Consider the following 19618-nt stretch of genomic DNA (forward strand, 5'->3'; position numbering starts at 1 on the left):
GGACATCGTTAACAGACCGTGTTGCTGGTGACACGGAGCACACTTGCGTTGATCATATAGGGCACATAATGAGCGAGAGCTTTGCGGATCTTTTTGAAGAAAGTCTAAAAGAAATTGACATGCAACCGGGTTCCATCGTCCAGGGAACCGTAGTTGACGTCGACAACGACTGGGTCACCGTTAACGCCGGACTGAAGTCCGAAGGCGTTATCCCCGCCTCCCAGTTCCTGAACGAAAAAGGCGAGTTGGAAGTAGCTGTCGGCGATGTTGTCGATGTGGCTCTCGATGCAGTTGAAGACGGTTTCGGTGAAACCCGTCTGTCCCGTGAAAAGGCCAAGCGCGCTGAAGCGTGGAAGGTTCTCGAGAAGTCCTTCGAAGCTGAGGAAGTGGTCAAGGGTATTATCAATGGCAAGGTCAAAGGTGGTTTCACTGTTGATCTGGCCGGCATCCGTGCCTTCCTGCCGGGTTCCCTGGTAGACGTTCGTCCGGTTCGCGACACTGCGCACCTGGAGAACAAAGAGCTTGAATTCAAGGTTATCAAGCTGGACCAGAAGCGTAACAACGTGGTTGTTTCCCGCCGCGCCGTTCTGGAAGCTGAAAACAGCGAGCAGCGTGAAGCTCTGCTGGAAACCCTGACCGAAGGTCTGGAAATCAAGGGTATCGTCAAGAACCTGACCGACTACGGTGCATTCGTAGACCTGGGCGGTGTTGACGGCCTGCTGCACATCACTGATATGGCCTGGAAGCGCATCAAGCATCCGAGCGAAATCGTGAATGTGGGCGACGAAATCAATGTTAAAGTCCTGAAGTTTGACCGTGAGCGCAACCGTGTGTCTCTGGGTCTGAAGCAGCTGGGCGAAGATCCCTGGGTCGACATCAAAGGTCGTTACCCGGAAGGTTCCAAGGTTACTGCTCGCGTAACCAACCTGACCGACTACGGCTGCTTTGCCGAGCTGGAAGAGGGTGTTGAAGGTCTGGTCCACGTATCCGAAATGGATTGGACCAACAAGAACATCCATCCGTCCAAGGTTGTTCAGGTAGGTGACGAAGTAGAAGTGATGATCCTGGATATTGACGAAGAGCGTCGTCGTATCTCTCTGGGCATCAAGCAGTGCGTTGCCAACCCGTGGGAAGATTTCTCCAGCAACTTCAACAAGGGCGACCGTATCTCCGGCAAGATCAAGTCCATCACGGACTTCGGTATCTTCATCGGCCTGGACGGTGGCATCGATGGTCTGGTTCACCTGTCTGACATCAGCTGGAACGAGACTGGCGAAGAAGCCGTTCGCGAATACAAGAAGGGCGACGAAGTTGAAACCGTTATCCTGTCTGTTGATCCAGAGCGTGAGCGCATCTCCCTGGGCATCAAACAGCTGGAAAGCGATCCGTTTGCCGAGTTCGTTCAGCTGAACGACAAGGGCTCCATCGTTAAGGGCACCGTATCTGCGGTTGACGCCAAAGGCGCCACCATTGCCCTGAACGAAGAAGTTGAAGCGGTACTGAAAGCCTCTGAAATCAGCCGTGACCGCGTAGAAGACGCGCGTAACGTTCTGAAGGAAGGCGAAGAAGTTGAAGCGAAGATCATCAGCATCGATCGCAAAAACCGCGTGATCAACCTGTCTGTCAAGTCCAAAGACGTTGAGGACGACAAGCAGGCCCTGGAAAACGTACGCAGTAAGGCTGCAGAATCCTCAGGTGCCACCACTATCGGTGACCTGATCAAGGAGCAGATGCAGCAGCAGAACGCTAACAAGGACTAAGTTTCCGGTTGGTGTCAAAAAAACGGGCTCTAAGAGCCCGTTTTTTTTGTGTTTTTTTCTGGTTTGGCTAAACTAGAGGCATTGGGACCCGGTAATTTGCTGCGGAATAATAACGACAGAGGGAAAAGCCTCATGACGAAGTCCGAACTGGTTGAACTGATCGCTTCGAAGCAGACTCAGCTCTCCGTAAAGGATGTTGAGCTCGCGGTGAAAAGCATCATCGAGCATATGTCTCAGTCCCTTGCCGACGGCCAGCGAATTGAGATCCGTGGATTTGGCAGTTTTTCCCTGCATCATCGGGCTGCCCGCACCGGACGTAACCCGAAAACCGGAGACGCCGTGCAACTGCCAGCCAAGTTTGTGCCGCACTTCAAGCCCGGCAAAGAGCTGCGAGAGCAGGTCAACGACAGCATGAAAAAAGGTTTCTGAGGCCCCGAGAAGGCAATTAACACACGAAACCTCACATACCGGGCATCTGACCCGTTGGGAGCGCTTAAGACATGGCAGGACTGCGGAAGATCCTAATTACCTTGCTGGTTCTGGTTCTGATTCTTCTGGCGCTGGTGTTTTCCCTGAATAATCAGATGGCGGTCTCGCTCAACTTCCTGTTGTTCGAAACCCAGCCCCATGGCGTTGCTGTCTGGATCATCATGGCGTTTGTGATTGGTGCACTGGTTGGGGTGCTTGTGACTACCATGGCTACCGTCCGGACGTCTGTATCGCGCCGTCATCTGCAGAAGCGTCTTGAGCGGACAGAGCACGCACTCGAAAAATCCAGGGCACAAAACGACCGGGCACTTTGATGGACATGCTGTTTCAGTGGCTGCTTCTGACGGCGGCCGTTGCCGCTGGCTGGGCTGTAGGTCGATACGGAAACCGCTCTGGTCGCGCCTCCCGAGCCATTATGGACGAGGATTCCGTTCGGGACCGTCTGCAGTTTCTCTTTACCAACTACTCTGATCAGGCTGTCGAGAACTTCGTTCAATCCCTTGCCGTCAACAAAGACACCGTCAGCTTGCATCTCTCCATTGGCAGCCATTTCCGGAACAAGGGAGAGACAGACCGCGCCATTCTGATTCACCAGAATCTTCTTGCCAGGCCTGAGCTGCCGGCCCGTTATTCGCCCCAGGTTACCCAGGAACTGGCAATAGACTATCTGAATGCCGGATTGCTCGACCGGGCCGAAGCACTGTTTCACCAGTTGATGGGCGACCGCGAGTACGGGCGCCGCTCAGCCACTGCGTTGATTGAGCTCTATCAGCAGGAGAGAGAGTGGGAGAAAGCGGCCCAGGTGGCAAAAACCCTCACTCGTGGTGATGCGGATCCTGCTACCTTCAAAGCGCTGGCCTACATTACCTGCGAATTGTCTGATGGCGCCCTGAGCCGTAACGACGACCGCTGGACAGCGCAGAAGCTGGCGAAAGAAGCGCTGGATTACGACCGCTCCTGTGTGCGGGCAACCCTGCTGCTGATGAAGCTCCAGATTCGGCAGGGCAATTTTCGGGAGGCGGCAAACCAGTCCCTGAAAATTTTCGACCAGAATCCGGAGTTCGGTCCGGAAGCGATAGACCGATTGATGAAGCTGGAGCGTGAGCATGGTGATGTTTCACGCCTTTATAAAAAGCTTCGTAAGCTCTATGAGCAGTATCCCAGTACCAGCCTGCTGCTGGCCCTGGTGGAGTCAGTTGAGCGTTCCTCCGGCCGGCCGGCGGCCATTGATCTACTGCGCATGGAGCTGGAGACCAGGCCCTCCGTGCGAGGGCTTTTGCGGTTGGTGGAGATGGCGGGCTATGAAAAAGGCATGACCACCGATGAAGGGCGCCTTGTCAGCAGAATAGGGCACCTGATTCTCGCCAACCGCCCGGTCTATCGTTGCGTAAGCTGCGGATTCTCCGGCCAACAGTTACACTGGCTGTGCCCAAGCTGCAAACAGTGGGAAACCGTGCGTCCCATTCAGGGCGTAGAGGCGGAATAACCTCGCTTTGACCCATCCCGATTACCTTTCTACCCAGGAACCTGAACGTGCAAAACCTGAACGACCCGAAAATCATCGTCGCGCTCGACTTTCCTTCCCAGAATCCCGCCTTGGCCCTGGCTGATCAGCTTGATCCGGCAAAATGCCGCCTGAAAGTGGGCAAGGAGCTGTTTACGCGCTCAGGCCCGGATCTGGTAAAAGCGCTCCAGAGTCGCGGGTTTGATATTTTCCTGGATCTGAAATTTCACGATATCCCTAATACCACCTCGGCTGCTGTGGCTGCCGCTGCAGAGCTGGGCGTGTGGATGGTGAATGTGCATGCCTCAGGGGGCGAGAAGATGATGGTAGCCTGCCGAGAGCGCCTGGAATCGTTCGGCAATGATCGCCCGCTCCTGATCGCGGTTACCGTGTTGACCAGCATGTCTGACGAGGACCTTGCTGGTATCGGTATAACCAGTTCGGCAGAAGCCCATGTTTCCCGTCTGGCAACCCTGACCAAAAACAGCGGCCTGGACGGCGTGGTTTGCTCGGCTCAGGAAGCCCCGCGTCTGAAAGCGGAGCAGGGCAGTGACTTCCAACTGATCACGCCGGGAATTCGACCGCTGACCGCAGACAAAGGGGACCAGCAACGCATCATGACCCCGACCGATGCCCTTAAGGCTGGATCTGACTACCTGGTGATTGGTCGCCCGATTACCCAGGCGCCGGACCCCTTGGCTGCTTTGAAAGCTATCTATGCCGAGGTGGTTTCATCTTGATGTCTGGTTTGGGGTTAGTTATCGATTCCTAGCCTGCTAGTTTGGTGCGGGCGCCATGGATGGTGTTCCCTCCCGAAAACCGCTACGAGCACATCCATGTGCGCTTCTCTCCGGCCATCCATGGCCTCCGACATTTTCGGGAGGGAGCACCATCCATAGCACATCATCCATAGTGGTAACGCTAACTAAATAGAACGGAGAAGCTTGCTGTTGTTTTTTCAGCATTGAAGTTCGATGGTTTCTGATGTGTGTTTATCAGGTACTTAATGCACGCAGTTTTTTGACTATTACGCCTTGGCTTGATTGGTGTGATGGGAAGTCCTTTCCAAAAATTTCGGAGGCCATGGATGGCCGGAGAGAAGCGCACATGGATGTGCTTGTAGCGGTTTTTGGAAAGGACTTCCCATCACGCCACGGCTTATTACAAGCAGGCTGGGTTCGGTGCCTTGAGCATAGCGTAACGCACGAAAAAGCCCGCTAATTCAGAGAACTAGCGGGCTTTCGAAATAGTGGCTCCCCGAGCTGGGCTCGAACCAGCGACAAACGGATTAACAGTCCGTTGCTCTACCAACTGAGCTATCGGGGAACGTCGTCGTGTGACGAGGCGCGTATATTATGTTGGCCATACCGCCCCGTCAACCCCTCAGCTTAAAATTTTAGCCAAGAGCCTTCTGCAAACGCTCGACAGCCTTCTGCAGGTTATCCATGCTGGTGGCAAAGCTCAGCCGCATGTGCCCCGGGCAGCCAAACGCAGAGCCCGGAACCAGAGCCACGCCGGCTTCGGTCAGCAGCTTCTCGGCGAATTCCACATCGGTGCTCACGCCGTCAGTGGCATCGATGGCACCCTGGAAGCTCGGGAAGACATAAAAGGTGCCGTCACCGTTCAGGCAGTCCACACCAGGCAGTTTGTTCAGGGCCGCTACCAGCCAGTCGTGGCGTTCCCTGAAAGCCTTGACCATCTCGCCCACGCACGCCTGATCGCCGTCCAGAGCGGCTGTTGCGGCGGCCTGGGAGATAGAGCAGGGGTTGGAGGTGCTCTGAGACTGGATCTTCTTCATGGCACCGATGATTTTTGCCGGGCCAGCGGCATAGCCGATACGCCAGCCAGTCATGGAGTAGGCCTTGGAGACACCGTTCAGTACGAAGGTGCGGTCATACAGCTCCGGGCAAGCGTTCAGGATGTTGCAGAACGGCTTGCCAGTCCACAGGATCGGCTCGTACATATCGTCGGTGGCAATCATGATGTTCGGGTGCTTTTTAAGCACCTCACCGATGGCCTGCAGCTCTTCCATGGTGTAAGCCATGCCACTGGGGTTGGACGGGCTGTTGATCACGAACAGGCGGGTGCGCTCAGTAATGGCGTTTTCCAGCTGTTCCGGCGTGATCTTGAAGCGAGTCTCTGCGGTGGTTTCGATGATCACCGGTTTGCCTTCGGCCACCAGCACCATATCCGGGTAGGAAACCCAGTAGGGTGCGGGAATGATGGCCTCGTCGCCTTCATTCAGTGTCGCCAGGGCGAGGTTGAAAAAGCTCTGTTTGCCACCACTGCTTACCAGTATCTGGTTGGCTTCGTATTCCAGGCCGTTGTCCCGTTTGAACTTCGCAATAATCGCTTTCTTCAGCGCGGGCGTACCATCCACGGCGGTGTACTTGGTCTGGCCGTTGTTGATGGCGTCGATAGCCGCCTGTTTGATGTGATCGGGGGTGTCGAAGTCAGGCTCGCCAGCACCGAGGCCGATAATATCCTGGCCGGCCGCGCGGAGTTCTGCGGCTTTGTTGGTAACTGCGAGGGTGGGGGAAGGCTTGATCGCCTGTACTCGGCTGGAAAGTTGAAGGTCCAAACTTGAGCTCCTTAAAGCTGCGTCTTATTGGGCTGCGATCGGCCGGGCAACTGGAGCCAAAGTTACTGGCTGATTTTTCACCCAGCCGTCGATCGCACAGATGGTATCATGAAGCTGCCAGAACGCTAAATTTCTTGAGGATGCGACGCAAATATTCGGTCGTTTCCGGTGTCCGGAGGTTAAAACGCCAGATATGGTCAACAAAGCATCCAGTGCGAGGGAAGGGGCTTTTCGCGTCGATTCGCCCTACCAACCTGCTGGTGACCAGCCTAAAGCGATTGCGGGACTGGTTGACGGCATTGAGTCCGGGCTTGCCCATCAAACCCTGCTCGGGGTAACCGGTTCTGGCAAGACTTTCACCATTGCCAATGTGGTTCAGCAGGTCCAGCGGCCAACCATCATCATGGCCCATAACAAGACCCTGGCGGCGCAGCTCTATGGCGAGTTCAAGGAGTTCTTCCCCGATAACGCAGTGGAGTACTTCGTCTCCTACTACGATTACTACCAGCCGGAGGCCTACGTACCGTCTTCCGATACCTTTATCGAAAAAGACGCCTCCATCAATGAGCACATTGAGCAGATGCGGCTGTCGGCCACCAAGGCTTTGCTGGAGCGCCCGGATGCCATCATTGTCGCGACGGTTTCTTCCATCTACGGTCTGGGTGATCCGCAATCCTATCTGAAAATGATGCTGCACCTGGACCGGGGTGACCAGATGGATCAACGGTATATCCTGCGGCGGCTGGCCGAACTGCAGTACACCCGCAATGACATCGAGTTCCATCGCGCCAATTATCGGGTGCGGGGCGATGTCATTGATGTCTTCCCGGCAGAATCCGAGAAGGAAGCCATTCGCATCGAACTGTTCGATGATGAAGTGGAGAACCTGAGCTATTTTGACCCGCTTACCGGAGAGGTGCTCAGGCGGGTGCCGCGCGTGACCATTTACCCGAAGTCCCACTATGTCACCCCCCGGCAGACCGTGCTGGATGCGGTCGAGCACATCAAGCAGGAGCTTGATGTTCGGCTGCAGCAGCTGAGGGATAACAACCGGCTGGTGGAAGCTCAGCGGCTGGAGGAGCGTACCCGCTACGACATCGAGATGATGCTGGAGCTCGGTTACTGCAATGGTATCGAGAACTACTCCCGCTATCTCTCCGGGCGGAATCCCGGTGAAGCGCCACCCACGCTGTTTGACTACCTGCCACCCAACGCTTTGCTGGTAGTGGACGAGTCCCACGTGACCATTCCGCAGATTGGCGCCATGTACAAAGGGGACCGGTCCCGTAAGGAAACCCTGGTGGAGTACGGTTTCCGTCTGCCATCAGCACTGGACAACCGCCCCATGCGGTTTGAGGAGTGGGAGCGAATTGCGCCCCAGATGATCTTTGTTTCGGCCACCCCGGGGAATTATGAGGCCGAGCATGCTGGCCAGGTGGTGGAGCAGGTGGTACGACCGACCGGGCTGCTGGACCCGGAGATTGTGGTTCGGCCCGCGTCTACCCAGGTGGATGATCTGCTGTCTGAGATTCACCAGCGCGTCGGGGTGAATGAGCGGGTGCTGGTCACAACGCTTACCAAGCGCATGGCCGAGGATCTGACCGACTTCCTGATGGAGCACGACATCCGAGTGCGTTATCTGCATTCAGATATCGATACCGTGGAGCGAGTTGAGATTATTCGGGATCTGCGGCGGGGTGAGTTCGATGTGCTGGTGGGCATTAACCTGCTCCGGGAGGGGCTGGATATGCCGGAGGTGTCACTGGTGGCAATACTGGATGCGGATAAAGAAGGCTTCCTGCGCTCAGAGCGTTCGCTCATACAGACCATTGGTCGGGCCGCCCGTAACGTGAACGGCAAGGCCATTCTGTATGGCGACAGGATCACCGGTTCCATGCAGCGCGCCATTGATGAGACCGAGCGTCGTCGTGCCAAGCAGATGGCACACAACGAGGAGCATGGTATTACCCCCACCGGTCTTAACAAGAAGATCGCGGATATTATGGAGGGTGCCGCGGGCGGCGGTGGTCGTGGCCGGCGCAAAGCGGAGCGTCCCGGGCAGAAGGCTGCTGAAGAAGCCGAGGATTATCGCGTAAAGGTAGGCAATCGCTCGCCGGAAGATGTCCTCAAGGAAGTGGCGAAACTGGAAGACGAGATGTACAAAGCCGCCGCGGATCTGGATTTCGAGACCGCGGCGCGCCTGCGGGATCAGATTTCGGAACTGAAGGAAGCGGCCCTGCGGACCGGCTGATCAGTGGCGTTTGGGGCCGACAATCACTGCCGCCTGCAGGGGCTGGTTGCGGCCATAGCGCGACATCTTGTCGAATACCCGTCGGTCGATGGGCAGGTATTGCTTGTCGGCCACGGTTTCCCCTTCCTCGGTATCGATTTCCGGGTCATGCAGGTACACGAAATCCTCGTCGATGGCACATACGGTTACCCAGTGCGGCACCCGGCTCCGGTTCAGTTGCCAGGTGCTGATCAGGATGACAGGGATGCGCCCGTCATGCAGGGCCTTCTCCATTGCCTCCAGGGTTAGCGGGTCGTGATGCAGCTGGATTTCAGTCTGCCCGATATCGTGCAGGAACCCCTCGTGCACCAGTTCCAGTACCCGCTTTTTATCTTCGTTGCGGACCGTATCTTTGAACAGCGCGCCTTCCTGGCTGATCCAGGCACTGGCCTCGAAGCCCCGGTGCCAGGCAGATAGCGCAAGCCCATGGGGGCCACAACCGCCATGCCCGGCCAGCATGAAGATGGTGGTGGCTTCACGCCAGATTTTCAGCTCCTCCAGCGTGCTTACTGGTTGCTGTTCGTCAAGGGCCGCCATCGCCATGATTAATGCAGACGGACCGCAGGTGAACTCGGTGGTCTGGGGGTAATAGGGCACCGGAAGAAATTCGCGAGAGGGCTCGTAGTAGAGAATCCGTCGCTCGAACCGCAAGGCATCGCCGTGATCTTCGTAGTAGTCCCGGTAGGTGCCAAACTGCCGATATCCCAGCCGACGATACAGGGAAATGGCCCCGGTGTTGTCTTCACGCACTTCCAGCCGCATGATGATGCGATCAGCCTCAACCGCTTCCTTCTCCGCCTCACGGACCAGTCTTTCACCCACACCGCGGCCGCGGGCAACGGGTGAGACTGCAATCGAGTAAATCCGAGCCAGCCGGGTGGCTGCATTCATCAGCACCAGGCAGTAGCCCACCAGTTCGCCGTTCAATTCGGCGATAACCAGTCGGTCCCTGGGCATCTCCAGAAAGCGGCGGAAGCTGCGCCGGGATATTCTGTCCTCGGTAAAACAGCGGTTCTCCAGCTGAACGAGGGCATCCAGATCACTGGCATGGGCTTGGCGGAGCATTACATCGGTCATGGTCTGGTAAACCCGGTCAACGAGAAAAAGGTAGCGCCTGGCGGGCACGCTCATTGCCGCTATTATGGTAGACAGATGCCATCCCGTCATAGCAGCGGATGATGCGTAAAAGCACGCATCTTCAGGCGATTGTCTGGCAAGGTGATGGGGCGTATTGTTGCCGGAATTATCAGGCTCTACCTTCAGGGAGGAATGCCGCTTTATGTCCCGATTGCTCATCGTTGTAGATCGCGCCAAAGACTGGGCACCGTACTACCCCAGCGAAGACGTGCTTACTTTCGATCAATACCTTCAGTTCACCGCCCCGGCTAACAGCCGCGTGCGGGTGATAAACCTGTGCCAGAGTGCCAGGTATCTGAGCAGGGGCTATTACTGTTCGTTGCTGGCCGAGGCGCGCGGGCACCACGTGGTGCCATCGGTTATGACACTTAACGACCTGAGCCGTAAGGGACTGTTTTCGCTTGAACTCGAAGAGCTGGACAGCAGTGTCATCCAGTGGCTGGAAAAATCAGCCTCCGAAATCGATCCCGCCACCGATGACCGGGACGCTACCCATGAAGTACGAATCCGAACCTATTTTGGCCAGGCCGAACATCCGGACCTGAAGCCCGTGGCCCGTGCCCTGTTCGAGCGGTTTCCGTGCCCGATTCTGGAAGTGGTGTTCCGTCACCGCAAACAATGGCAGATCGAAACCATGAAGCCGGCGGCACCGGCGGATCTTGACGAGCGCGAGCAGGATTTGTTCGCGGCCGCCCTGGATCGCTTCAGCAGCATGATCTGGCGCAAACCCCGCACCCGTCGCCGCTACCGTTTTGATCTGGCTATGCTGGTGAACCCGGAGGAAGAGTTGCCTCCGAGCGATGAGATGGCCCTGAAGCGTTTTGAGCGTGCTGGCAGAAAGCTGGGAATTAACGTGGAGCGCGTTACCCGCCGGGATTACATGCGCCTGCCGGAATATGATGGTCTGTTTATTCGTGAAACCACCGCTATTGATCACCACACCTATCGGTTTGCTCGCAAGGCAGAGGCCGAGGGGATGGTGGTAATTGACGACCCGGTGTCGATTCTGCGTTGCACCAACAAGGTGTTTCTGGCGGACCTGCTTAAAAACAACAAGGTGCCAACACCGAAAACGCTGATCCTTTCAAAGGATCAGAAGGATGCGGTACAGCAGGTGAGTAATGAACTGGGCTTTCCTGTGGTCATAAAAATTCCGGATGGCGCCTTTTCCCGTGGTGTGATCAAAGCCAAGGACGAAAAGGAACTTCGGGCAGGGCTGAAAGACCTGTTCAAACAGTCTGCGTTGGTATTGGCTCAGGAGTACTTCTACACGGATTACGATTGGCGCATTGGTGTGCTTGGCGGCCGGGCCATCTATGCCTGTAAATATCTGATGGTGAAAGGTCACTGGCAGATTTACCAGCACGGTGGTGCCACAGTGGAAAGTGGCGGTTTTGAAACCATGCCCACCTACGAGGTGCCTCGCAATGTCATCCAGGCGGCATTGAATTCGACCCGGTTGATCGGTAATGGGCTTTACGGTGTCGACATCAAACAAGCCGGGAATCGGGTGGCGGTGATTGAAGTGAATGACAACCCGAGTATCGACTCGGGTGTGGAAGACAAGTTCCTGGGCGGAGAGCTGTATACCCTGGTGATGCAGGAATTCCTGTCGCGCATGGAGGAGAACCGGCGCCGTTAAACCGGCGCGTCAGTTGGCAGCGACCCAGACCCGGACGCTGCCAAACCAGGGGTAGTCTGCCAGAACCGCTCGAACCTGTTCCGTGGTCAGGTGTGGCCCGGAATGGTTTTCAACCAGGAAGATTTCCAGGTGGATGCGATTCTTGAGGTAATGAAGCCGGAGCCGGCTTTGTGGTGGTAGCTCTCCCAGCTTCTCCGTCAGCAGGCGACGAAGTGCTTCGCGATCGGGTAGCCCCGGGTCGGTGGCGTGGGGCACTTTCTCATCGTTCTCGGCGTCGATATGGAAGTTGATGTCCCGAATGTTGTCCAGGGCATCCCGCATGCCCGTGACCACCTTCATACCAATCTGATGCCCTTCGGAAACGCTGATTTCCGGGCGAACTACCAGGTGTACGTCCAGCAGGATGTCGTGCCCCATCCGCCGGCTGCGCAGTTCATGAACATTTCGCACGCCATCCGTTTCCAGGGCAATGGTTTTCAACATCCGGGTATCATCTTCGGACAGACCTGTATCGACCAGTTCTTTCACGCTGTCCCAGGTGAATTTCCAGCCGATGTGCACAATGATGGCTGCAATGAGGACGGCGGCTACCACGTCGAGCCAGACGAAACCCAGCATGGCACCGATGGTAGATACCAGAACGACCACTGACGAAAATGCATCGGTACGGCTGTGCCAGGCGTTGGCAATGATCAGGTCTGAGCGGATTTTCATGCCAACATGGCGAGTATAACGGTAGATCCATTCCTTGCCTGCTACCGAGGCCGCGGCCGCTACCAGCACTGGCCAGCCCGGAACCAGCTGCGCTTCACCGGACAGGAGCCTGAGAATGTTCTCCCAGGCCAGGGCCGCGCCCACGGCAATAAGAATGCTGCCCAGTACCAGAGTGCCGAGGGTTTCGATTCGCTGGTGTCCGTAAGGATGGTCCGCATCTGGCTCCTTACGGGACAGACGCATGACCGCCAGAACCACCCAATCCGATGCCACATCGGTAAATGAATGGATACCATCCACCAGTAGCGCCTGGGAATTAAAAAGAGTGCCGCCAATGACTTTTATGATGCCCAGAACGGCATCGAGAATCATGCCAATGATCGTGACCCGGGTCGCCGCATGCTTCTCGGATTCGAGATTATTCTGGCGCTGCTGGCTGGGTTGATCAGGCTGTTCCATTGGATTCACTCCGGGCTTTTCGCGATGAGGGCAGTATAACGGGATTAAACGTAGAAATGGGTGGAATTAATGGCCTGGCTGTGATCGATTTATGCACATCATGACGAATTGGTTACCCGTTAGCATTTTGTTACCAAAGCCGTCAAATGTTAATTTTATCTATTTAAGCTATTGATAAATAAAGGGAAAATAACTGATCAAAAAATGATCAATTTGTAGGCTGGCGCAGTTATCAAGGGGTCGGGGCGCTTGCTCGGCAATTTTCAACAGGGTTATCCACAGATTCCGTGGAAAAGCGTCGGGAGGCTATACAGGGCGGGGTTTTCGGGACTAATTGGGGTTTACACAAGATGGTGTGGAAAACTTTCGGTATACTCCTGCCACCCGGAGAAAGGAGTTTGACGATGTACGGCCTTCTGAGAAACCTGCTGTTCCGATTGCCACCGGAGCGGGCCCATAATGTTGCCCTTGGCAGCCTGGATGTTGCTCAAAAACTGGGCATCCTGAATACATTTACCCGACAGCCGGAGCCTTGCCCGGTAAACGTGATGGGCCTGGAATTCCCGAATCCGGTTGGATTGGCTGCTGGGCTGGACAAAAACGCCGACCACATTGATGCTCTTGGTGCTCTTGGTTTCGGGTTTATCGAAGTGGGCACTGTTACGCCTCTGGCACAGCCCGGTAATCCAAAACCCCGAATGTTCCGGTTGCCGGAGCACCAGGCCATCATTAACCGCATGGGGTTCAATAATGAAGGCCTGGAGCACCTCATTACCAATGTCCGCCACCGTCGTTACCGGGGCGTACTGGGCATTAATGTCGGCAAGAACAAAGACACCCCGAATGAGCAGTCTGAACAGGACTACCGTAAAGGAATAGCGGCTGTTTACCCCTATGCCGACTACATCACCGTTAATGTATCTTCTCCCAATACGCCGGGCCTCCGGGATCTGCAGTTTGGCGATTCGCTCAAGCAGCTTTTGCACGCCATAAAGGAAGAGCAGGCAGCGTGTGAGCAAAAGCATGGCCGCTATGTGCCGGTGGCTGTAAAGATCGCCCCGGATATGGACGAGCAGGGCATTCGCTTTGTGGCTGCAGCATTGCTCGAAGCTGGCCTGGATGGTGTGATTGCCACCAACACCACGATCAGCCGGGAGGCGGTGAAGGGGCACGCTCACGAGCAGGAGGCGGGCGGTCTCAGCGGTGCACCGGTACGGGAAGCGTCTGTGAAAGTGATTCAGGGGCTGTATGCTGAGCTGGGCGATCGGCTGCCGATTATTGGCGTGGGCGGCATCACGGATGGCGACAGTGCGGCAGAGAAGATTCGCGCAGGCGCAAAGCTGGTGCAGATCTATACCGGGTTTATTTATCGTGGCCCGTCATTGATCAACGAAGCAGTGGAAGCGATCCGGAAAGAAATCAGCTGAGGTAGAAAGAAGGTGGGCCCGCTGAGCGGGCCCTTGCGGGGAATAAACCCCGTAGCGCTTCTTCGCATGGTACGGGGCGGGAGGCCCCGTTTGGGTTGCTCTGGTTACTGCTCTGATTGTGATTTGTGTGTAAAAATTGAAAAAAACAGATCAGGGTTAAACGGGGTTGGCCATTATGTTGCGGTTACGTTGGCCAGTTTATGGATGCCGGAGACGCCGGTCATGCCCTCCCAGTTATCTGTGCGGCCTTCTCGCCACCCGTTCAGCCATTCCTGGCGGACTTCCGGTTGTTCTAATGGGCAGCTGTCTTTGGATTTGCCGGACACGCCAGCGAGATAACCCCGCTTGAATGCACGAGCGTACATGTCTCTCTTCTGTCTTTTCATGCCGTTCCTCACTGATGGATTAACAGAACAAGCGTGTACACATCTGCAGTGACCTTGGCAGTCGGGAGCCTCTCCGGGACAACCCACTATTGCCAGCTCCGGTCAGAGCAGTCAGGATCCTGTTAACGGAGACTTTTATTCGGCCTCCGGAACGACGCGTCAACTACAAGGTAAGACGAATCTCGCGCCGGTGTACACTATTTATTTCATCTATATGGCGCTTCTTTTATATTTTTGTGAAATAACGATGACAGTCGCTAAAAGGCTTTTACTGCCATTCCGGAAACTTACCGGCCCTATTCAGAAAACCAGGAGTTGATCTTGTCCAAGCATGTCTTTTTCGTAACCTGCCCCAAAGGCGTCGAGTACCTCCTGGCCGATGAATTGAAAGAATTCGGCCTGAACCTTGTGCGGAATGCACCCGCCGGTGTCTGGGTTGAGGGCGAGCTGGAGAGCGGCTATCGGGCCTGTCTGTGGTCCCGTTTGGCGAACAGGGTGATTCTGAATGTGGCGGATGTGGATGCCCGGAGCGCCGACGAACTATATGCCGGTGTCGTGGATCTTGACTGGCAGGCCCATATACCCGCGGGGGGGAGCTTCCGGGTAACGTTTCTTGGCCAGAACGAAGCCATCCGGAACACTCAGTTTGGCGCCCAGAAAGTGAAAGATGGCATTGTTGACAGCATTCGGGGTGCCGGTGCACCCAGGCCCTCGGTTGCGCCGAAAGACCCGGATGTCACGGTATCGGCGCGGTTGAACCGAGGCCGCTTGTCGTTGGGGATTGATCTGAGTGGCCACAGCCTTCATATGCGGGGCTACCGAACTGAAAAGGGTATCGCGCCCTTGAAAGAAAACCTTGCAGCGGCTTTGCTGCTGCGGGCAGGGTGGCCAGAGATTGCCGCTAACGGTGGTGACTTTGTGGACCCGATGTGCGGTTCCGGTACGCTGGTGGTTGAAGCTGCGTTGATGGCGCTGGACATTGCGCCGGGGCGGAAGCAGGAGCGGTTCGGGTTCGAAAAGTGGCCAGGACACCAGTCCGAGCTCTGGCTGTCGCTGCGCCAGGAAGCGGAGCGTCGGGCCCATGAGGGCAAGCAGGGGCGCATTCCCACTTTTTATGGTTTTGATCAGGATTGTCGCGTGATTGCGACTGCGGAGAAGAACATCCTGCGAGCTGGCCTGGAAGGTATCGTTCGTGTAGAAGCCAGGCCGATCTCCGAATTCACTCGCAAGAATGACTGGAGCGATACTGGGCTGGCGCTGACCAACCCGCCCTACGGTGAGCGGTTGAGTGAGCGCAAGGAGCTGGCGGCCCTGTACCAGAGCCTTGGAGAGGTTGTGGCTCGGGAGCTCACCGGATGGCGCCTGGGGGTGTTCACCGGTGCGCCGGAGTTCGGAAAATCCCTCGGTTTGCGAAGCTTCAAGCAGTACAAGTTGTTCAATGGCAAGCTGCCGGCGCAGCTGTTGCTGTTCGAAGTACAGCCGGAGAATGCCCGCACGCCCCGTGATCCGGCCGCGCCGGGGCAGATTATGCCTCGCATCGCCAACGCCGAACGGGCAGACATGCTGCGTAACCGTCTCAAGAAGAATCTGAAAACGATTGGCCAGTGGGCCAGGAAGCAGAACATTGGCTGTTACCGCCTATACGATGCCGATATGCCGGAATATGCCCTGGCGATCGATATCTACGAGGGGCGGGTACATGTTCAGGAATACCTGGCCCCGAAATCCGTTGACGAAAAGGCAGCCAGAGAGCGCCTTGCCGAAGCCATGGCGGTGATCCCGGAAGTGCTTGAGGTCGCGCCGGAGGATCTGGTGTGCAAGCAACGTCAGCGCCAGACCGGTACCCGGCAATATGAAAAACAGGCGGCGACCGGCGAGTACTTTAACGTGCACGAGCACGGCTGCGCCCTGAAGGTGAACCTGAAAGACTATCTGGATACCGGCCTGTTCCTGGATCATCGCCCGGTACGTTACTGGATCCAGCAACATGCCAGGGGCAAGCGTTTTCTGAACCTGTTCTGTTATACCGGCGCAGCGACCGTGCACGCAGCGGTTGGCGGAGCCAGCCGCACCCTGAGCCTGGACATGTCCAAAACCTACGTCAGCTGGGCTCAGGATAACCTGGCTCTCAACTCGGCAGATCCGCGCAAGCATGTCGTCGAACAGGCAGACTGTCTGGCCTGGCTGGCAGACCGAAAAACCGCGAATCAGACCTTTGATCTGATTTTCATGGACCCGCCCACCTTCTCAAACTCAGCCCGGATGGCTGGCGTTCTCGATATTCAGCGCGATCATGCCGATCTGGTGCGGCAGTGCATGGCACGACTGTCCAGTGATGGTCTGCTGATTTTCTCCAATAACTTCCGCAAGTTCAGACTGGATGAGGCGCTGGAGTCAGAGTTTGAAGTGAAAGAGGTGAGTGCCAGCACTCTGGACAAGGATTTTCAGCGCAATTCGAAAATCCACCGGTGCTGGCATATCCGGCATCAGAATTCGTAACGGATACCCGAGGAGAACTGGAAGGCATTGGCGCTGGTGTCCGTGTCTTCAAACAATTTGCCGCCCTCGAAAACCAGGTAGGTGTTATGCATCAGTTCCAGGTCCAGGCCGGCCAGCCAGCTGAAGCTGAAGCTGCTGCTCGGGTAATCGCCCTCGGTATCCCGAAACTGGGCATTGGCGTCGGCATCCCGGTTGTCGAGGGTTGCCTCTCCGCTGACATGGGTAAAGCCAGCCTGGGCATAGACATTGCCAAGCTCACCAATAGGGTAGTGCAGGCCCATGTACCAACTGCCGAAGTAGTCGACTGCCAGGCTCAGATCGCCACGGGAAATCTCTGCGTCTGCCAGGCCTCCGCCCAGCCGCACTTCGGCATGAATCAGGTCGCTCAGATGGCCGCCAATCACCAGTGTTGCGGCTTGCCCCCAGCCATCCTCGTCGGATGAACCGATCGACCGGTGTTCAATGGCTGTCGCCAACAGTCCGACATAGTGTTTATCGGAGCGAGGCGTCTCCTGGCCAAAGGTGGCGGAAGAAAACAGGCCAAGCGCAATCAGGCTGGATGTGAGGAAACGGGGTGTGACCTTGTTCATTATTATCGGGCTTCCTGTCAGTGACGGTACTGACGCCCGATTCTGCCTTGTGTAACGCAATGTTACGCAGACTCGTGTCACAGTTCCCCGTGATCAAGGGCGGGACATTAATCGTCCAGGTAGCCTTCCTCCCGGGCCAGCAACAGCAGGGAATATACGCCGTTTTCCGGTAGCTGTGGTTCAAGCCCTTCATCGAAGAGCAGCTGCCGGCGGCGGTCTTCCAGTGTTTCGCTGTCCAGGCCGGTAATCAGCTCGGAAATAGGCGCGATTTCAAACGGGGCTTCCTGGCGAACCGCACTGAAAATCAGGTCTACCAGGATCTCGTCCGGGTCCAGCCCGTCCACGTATACGGTCTGGTCTGGCAGGTCTTCGTGTAGTTCCCTGGCCAGTTCCAGCAAGGGTACCCCTTGTTCTTCCAGGTACTGCAGGTCGACGTCGCCGAGATCGCCATCTTCGGGCAACCAGGCATCCTCCGGTGCAATTACCACGGTTTTCATCTGGCCGTCTGCAAGGGACCAGGCGATGGCCGTGGGAAACAGGGCGTCGTCGGTCTGGCAGTATTCGATATCCAGAAAGCGGGGTAGTGACACAGTGAACTCCGGAATCTTCGGTGAGTGCTTATGGCGGCGCGCAGCGTACCCGGTAGGAGCCGGCGCGGCTTCATGCCATACTATAGCCGCCATTATCATGCAATCAGGAAGATCATGGAACACACTGAATTCAATAAAGACTTGATTGAGTTTTTGAATGCCTCGCCGACTCCGTGGCATGCGGTCAATACCATGAAAACGCGTCTTGAAGCAGCGGGATTTCAACCGCTGGACGAGCGCGAAGAATGGTCGTTGCAGCCAGGGCGGGGCTACTACGTAACCCGTAATGGCTCGTCTATTGTTGCCTTTCGTACCGGCGCAAAGGATGTGGTCAGTTCCGGCATCCGGATGGTGGGAGCCCATACCGACAGCCCCTGCCTGAAGGTCAAACCGAACCCTGAGATTCGCCGCAAGGGCTTTTTCCAGTTGGGTGTGGAAGTGTATGGGGGCGTATTGCTGAACCCCTGGTTTGACCGGGATCTTTCTTTGGCCGGCCGTGTGACGGTATTGGACGACAACGGCAAAGTACGGGACACCCTGGTGAATTTCCGCAAGCCAGTGGCGATCATTCCGAGCCTGGCCATCCATCTGGACCGGGAGGCGAATAGCAGTCGCACCGTTAATGCCCAGACTGATCTTCCGCCGGTGGTGATGCAGGTACCGGAAACCGATACCACCACCTTTGCAGAGTTGCTGAAACAACAGATTGCCAACGAGTCCGGGCTGCAGGCCAGCAAGATTCTGGGCTATGAGCTGAGTTTTTATGATGCACAGGGTGCGGCTCTGGTGGGGCTGCGTGAAGAGTTCCTGGCCTCCGCACGGCTCGATAATCTGCTCAGTTGTTACATCGGCCTGCAGGCCCTGCTGGAAACCTCCGGTGACGAACCGGCACTACTGGTGTGTAATGACCATGAGGAAGTGGGCAGTATGTCCGCCGAAGGTGCCCAAGGGCCGTTCCTCACGGCAGTGCTGGACCGCTGGTGTGGCGCCGGGAAAAGCCGCGCCATTGCTCGTTCCATGATGATTTCTGCGGACAACGCCCACGGTATTCATCCAAACTACGCGGACCGTCATGATGAGAATCATGGGCCGTTGTTGAATCAAGGGCCGGTCATCAAGGTCAACCACAATCAGCGTTACGCCACCAACAGTCGTTCCGCCGCCCTGTATCGCCACATCAGCGATGAACTGGGGTTGCCGCACCAGACATTTGTAGTGCGTAGTGACATGGGGTGTGGCAGCACGATCGGGCCGTTGACCGCGGGAAATCTTGGAGTGACCGCGCTGGATATCGGCGTGCCCCAGTTTGCCATGCACTCGATTCGTGAAATGATCGGTACACGGGATGGTTATACGCTGTTCCAGGTGTTGCGGGAGTTCATGCAGCGGGCTGAGGTTTTCTGAGGCCCAAAAGAAAAGGCCGCTGATATCTGATCAGCGGCCTTTCGGAATAAGTGGCTCCCCGAGCTGGGCTCGAACCAGCGACAAACGGATTAACAGTCCGTTGCTCTACCAACTGAGCTATCGGGGAACAGCATCAATGTGGCGCG

At 56.3% G+C, this 19618-nt stretch carries 16 protein-coding genes and 2 tRNA genes; 10 read left to right on the top strand and 8 right to left on the bottom strand.

The genetic code is table 11. The features are described 5' to 3' along the window. Positions 1 to 68: 68 nt before the first annotated feature. The 5 genes from rpsA to pyrF all read left to right on the top strand — a co-directional run bounded on the left by rpsA (position 69) and on the right by pyrF (position 4493). Positions 69 to 1760, top strand: a complete 1692-nt coding sequence (rpsA, locus tag ACAM27_RS09990) for a 30S ribosomal protein S1 (protein WP_011784537.1) — start codon at positions 69 to 71, stop codon at positions 1758 to 1760. Positions 1761 to 1892: 132 nt separating this feature from the next. Further along, on the top strand, positions 1893 to 2189 hold the full coding sequence (locus tag ACAM27_RS09995) for an integration host factor subunit beta (protein ID WP_011784538.1): 297 nt from the start codon (positions 1893 to 1895) through the stop codon (positions 2187 to 2189). Positions 2190 to 2260: 71 nt separating this feature from the next. After that, complete coding sequence (locus ACAM27_RS10000; RefSeq protein ID WP_011784539.1) at positions 2261 to 2563, top strand: LapA family protein; 303 nt, start codon at positions 2261 to 2263, stop codon at positions 2561 to 2563. Next, positions 2563 to 3735: a lipopolysaccharide assembly protein LapB gene (lapB, locus tag ACAM27_RS10005; protein ID WP_369611886.1), complete on the top strand. Its 1173-nt coding sequence runs from the start codon at positions 2563 to 2565 to the stop codon at positions 3733 to 3735. The genes ACAM27_RS10000 and lapB overlap by 1 nt, the downstream gene beginning before the upstream one ends. A gap of 47 nt (positions 3736 to 3782) precedes the next feature. Then, positions 3783 to 4493: an orotidine-5'-phosphate decarboxylase gene (pyrF, locus tag ACAM27_RS10010; protein ID WP_014421818.1), complete on the top strand. Its 711-nt coding sequence runs from the start codon at positions 3783 to 3785 to the stop codon at positions 4491 to 4493. A 510-nt stretch (positions 4494 to 5003) separates the two neighbouring features. On the opposite strand, the gene ACAM27_RS10015 is transcribed toward pyrF, so the two are convergent. Together ACAM27_RS10015 and ACAM27_RS10020 are read right to left on the bottom strand one after the other, a co-directional pair. Continuing rightward, positions 5004 to 5079, bottom strand: a tRNA-Asn gene (locus ACAM27_RS10015). A gap of 70 nt (positions 5080 to 5149) precedes the next feature. Beyond that, a complete protein-coding gene (locus ACAM27_RS10020) occupies positions 5150 to 6334 on the bottom strand; it encodes a pyridoxal phosphate-dependent aminotransferase (protein ID WP_023008149.1) in 1185 nt (394 codons plus the stop codon). Between the two features lie 193 nt (positions 6335 to 6527). Here ACAM27_RS10020 and uvrB point away from each other — a divergent pair, with 193 nt between their 5' ends. Next, positions 6528 to 8585 carry an excinuclease ABC subunit UvrB gene (gene uvrB, locus ACAM27_RS10025; protein ID WP_369611887.1) on the top strand — a complete coding sequence of 686 codons (2058 nt, stop codon included), beginning with the start codon at positions 6528 to 6530 and terminating at the stop codon, positions 8583 to 8585. Here uvrB and rimI read toward each other — a convergent pair whose 3' ends face one another. Continuing rightward, positions 8586 to 9701 (bottom strand): ribosomal protein S18-alanine N-acetyltransferase, encoded by a 1116-nt coding sequence (gene rimI, locus ACAM27_RS10030; RefSeq protein ID WP_031211292.1) that lies wholly within the window; start codon positions 9699 to 9701, stop codon positions 8586 to 8588. Positions 9702 to 9903: 202 nt separating this feature from the next. On the opposite strand from rimI, the gene ACAM27_RS10035 reads away from it, so the two are divergent. Next, positions 9904 to 11403 (top strand): RimK family protein, encoded by a 1500-nt coding sequence (locus ACAM27_RS10035; protein WP_369611888.1) that lies wholly within the window; start codon positions 9904 to 9906, stop codon positions 11401 to 11403. 9 nt (positions 11404 to 11412) lie between these two features. On the opposite strand, the gene ACAM27_RS10040 is transcribed toward ACAM27_RS10035, so the two are convergent. Then, complete coding sequence (locus ACAM27_RS10040; RefSeq protein ID WP_022992551.1) at positions 11413 to 12576, bottom strand: cation diffusion facilitator family transporter; 1164 nt, start codon at positions 12574 to 12576, stop codon at positions 11413 to 11415. A 404-nt stretch (positions 12577 to 12980) separates the two neighbouring features. Between ACAM27_RS10040 and ACAM27_RS10045 the strand changes: the two genes are divergently transcribed. Next, on the top strand, positions 12981 to 14003 hold the full coding sequence (locus ACAM27_RS10045; RefSeq protein WP_014421811.1) for a quinone-dependent dihydroorotate dehydrogenase: 1023 nt from the start codon (positions 12981 to 12983) through the stop codon (positions 14001 to 14003). A 173-nt stretch (positions 14004 to 14176) separates the two neighbouring features. On the opposite strand, the gene rmf is transcribed toward ACAM27_RS10045, so the two are convergent. Continuing rightward, positions 14177 to 14389 carry a ribosome modulation factor gene (gene rmf, locus ACAM27_RS10050; RefSeq protein WP_011784548.1) on the bottom strand — a complete coding sequence of 71 codons (213 nt, stop codon included), beginning with the start codon at positions 14387 to 14389 and terminating at the stop codon, positions 14177 to 14179. Between the two features lie 318 nt (positions 14390 to 14707). Between rmf and rlmKL the strand changes: the two genes are divergently transcribed. Continuing rightward, positions 14708 to 16888: a bifunctional 23S rRNA (guanine(2069)-N(7))-methyltransferase RlmK/23S rRNA (guanine(2445)-N(2))-methyltransferase RlmL gene (gene rlmKL / locus ACAM27_RS10055; RefSeq protein ID WP_374730306.1), complete on the top strand. Its 2181-nt coding sequence runs from the start codon at positions 14708 to 14710 to the stop codon at positions 16886 to 16888. On the opposite strand, the gene ACAM27_RS10060 is transcribed toward rlmKL, so the two are convergent. Continuing rightward, the gene (locus ACAM27_RS10060) at positions 16876 to 17478 is read right to left on the bottom strand and encodes an outer membrane beta-barrel protein (protein WP_369611890.1); all 603 of its coding nucleotides are present in this window, start codon (positions 17476 to 17478) and stop codon (positions 16876 to 16878) included. The two genes, rlmKL and ACAM27_RS10060, sit on opposite strands and share 13 nt — an antisense overlap. 107 nt (positions 17479 to 17585) lie before the next feature. Then, on the bottom strand, positions 17586 to 18068 hold the full coding sequence (locus ACAM27_RS10065) for a hypothetical protein (protein ID WP_369611891.1): 483 nt from the start codon (positions 18066 to 18068) through the stop codon (positions 17586 to 17588). Positions 18069 to 18182: 114 nt separating this feature from the next. Between ACAM27_RS10065 and ACAM27_RS10070 the strand changes: the two genes are divergently transcribed. Continuing rightward, positions 18183 to 19472, top strand: a complete 1290-nt coding sequence (locus tag ACAM27_RS10070; RefSeq protein ID WP_369611892.1) for a M18 family aminopeptidase — start codon at positions 18183 to 18185, stop codon at positions 19470 to 19472. Between the two features lie 51 nt (positions 19473 to 19523). On the opposite strand, the gene ACAM27_RS10075 is transcribed toward ACAM27_RS10070, so the two are convergent. Beyond that, positions 19524 to 19599 (bottom strand) — tRNA-Asn (locus ACAM27_RS10075). Between the last annotated feature and the right edge of the window lie 19 nt (positions 19600 to 19618).

This window comes from Marinobacter sp. RI1, from assembly GCF_041155085.1.
Taxonomy (GTDB): Bacteria; Pseudomonadota; Gammaproteobacteria; order Pseudomonadales; family Oleiphilaceae; genus Marinobacter; species Marinobacter nauticus.

What these genes read in the sequence shown, in the direction of transcription:
- rpsA (WP_011784537.1), top strand. Translation starts at nt 69, where the DNA reads ATGAGCGAGAGCTTTGCGGATCTTTTTGAAGAAAGTCTAAAAGAAATT.
- ACAM27_RS09995 (WP_011784538.1), top strand. Translation starts at nt 1,893, where the DNA reads ATGACGAAGTCCGAACTGGTTGAACTGATCGCTTCGAAGCAGACTCAG.
- ACAM27_RS10000 (WP_011784539.1), top strand. Translation starts at nt 2,261, where the DNA reads ATGGCAGGACTGCGGAAGATCCTAATTACCTTGCTGGTTCTGGTTCTG.
- lapB (WP_369611886.1), top strand. Translation starts at nt 2,563, where the DNA reads ATGGACATGCTGTTTCAGTGGCTGCTTCTGACGGCGGCCGTTGCCGCT.
- uvrB (WP_369611887.1), top strand. Translation starts at nt 6,528, where the DNA reads ATGGTCAACAAAGCATCCAGTGCGAGGGAAGGGGCTTTTCGCGTCGAT.
- rimI (WP_031211292.1), bottom strand. Translation starts at nt 9,701, where the DNA reads ATGACCGATGTAATGCTCCGCCAAGCCCATGCCAGTGATCTGGATGCC.
- ACAM27_RS10035 (WP_369611888.1), top strand. Translation starts at nt 9,904, where the DNA reads ATGTCCCGATTGCTCATCGTTGTAGATCGCGCCAAAGACTGGGCACCG.
- ACAM27_RS10040 (WP_022992551.1), bottom strand. Translation starts at nt 12,576, where the DNA reads ATGGAACAGCCTGATCAACCCAGCCAGCAGCGCCAGAATAATCTCGAA.
- ACAM27_RS10045 (WP_014421811.1), top strand. Translation starts at nt 12,981, where the DNA reads ATGTACGGCCTTCTGAGAAACCTGCTGTTCCGATTGCCACCGGAGCGG.
- rmf (WP_011784548.1), bottom strand. Translation starts at nt 14,389, where the DNA reads ATGAAAAGACAGAAGAGAGACATGTACGCTCGTGCATTCAAGCGGGGT.
- ACAM27_RS10060 (WP_369611890.1), bottom strand. Translation starts at nt 17,478, where the DNA reads ATGAACAAGGTCACACCCCGTTTCCTCACATCCAGCCTGATTGCGCTT.
- ACAM27_RS10070 (WP_369611892.1), top strand. Translation starts at nt 18,183, where the DNA reads ATGGAACACACTGAATTCAATAAAGACTTGATTGAGTTTTTGAATGCC.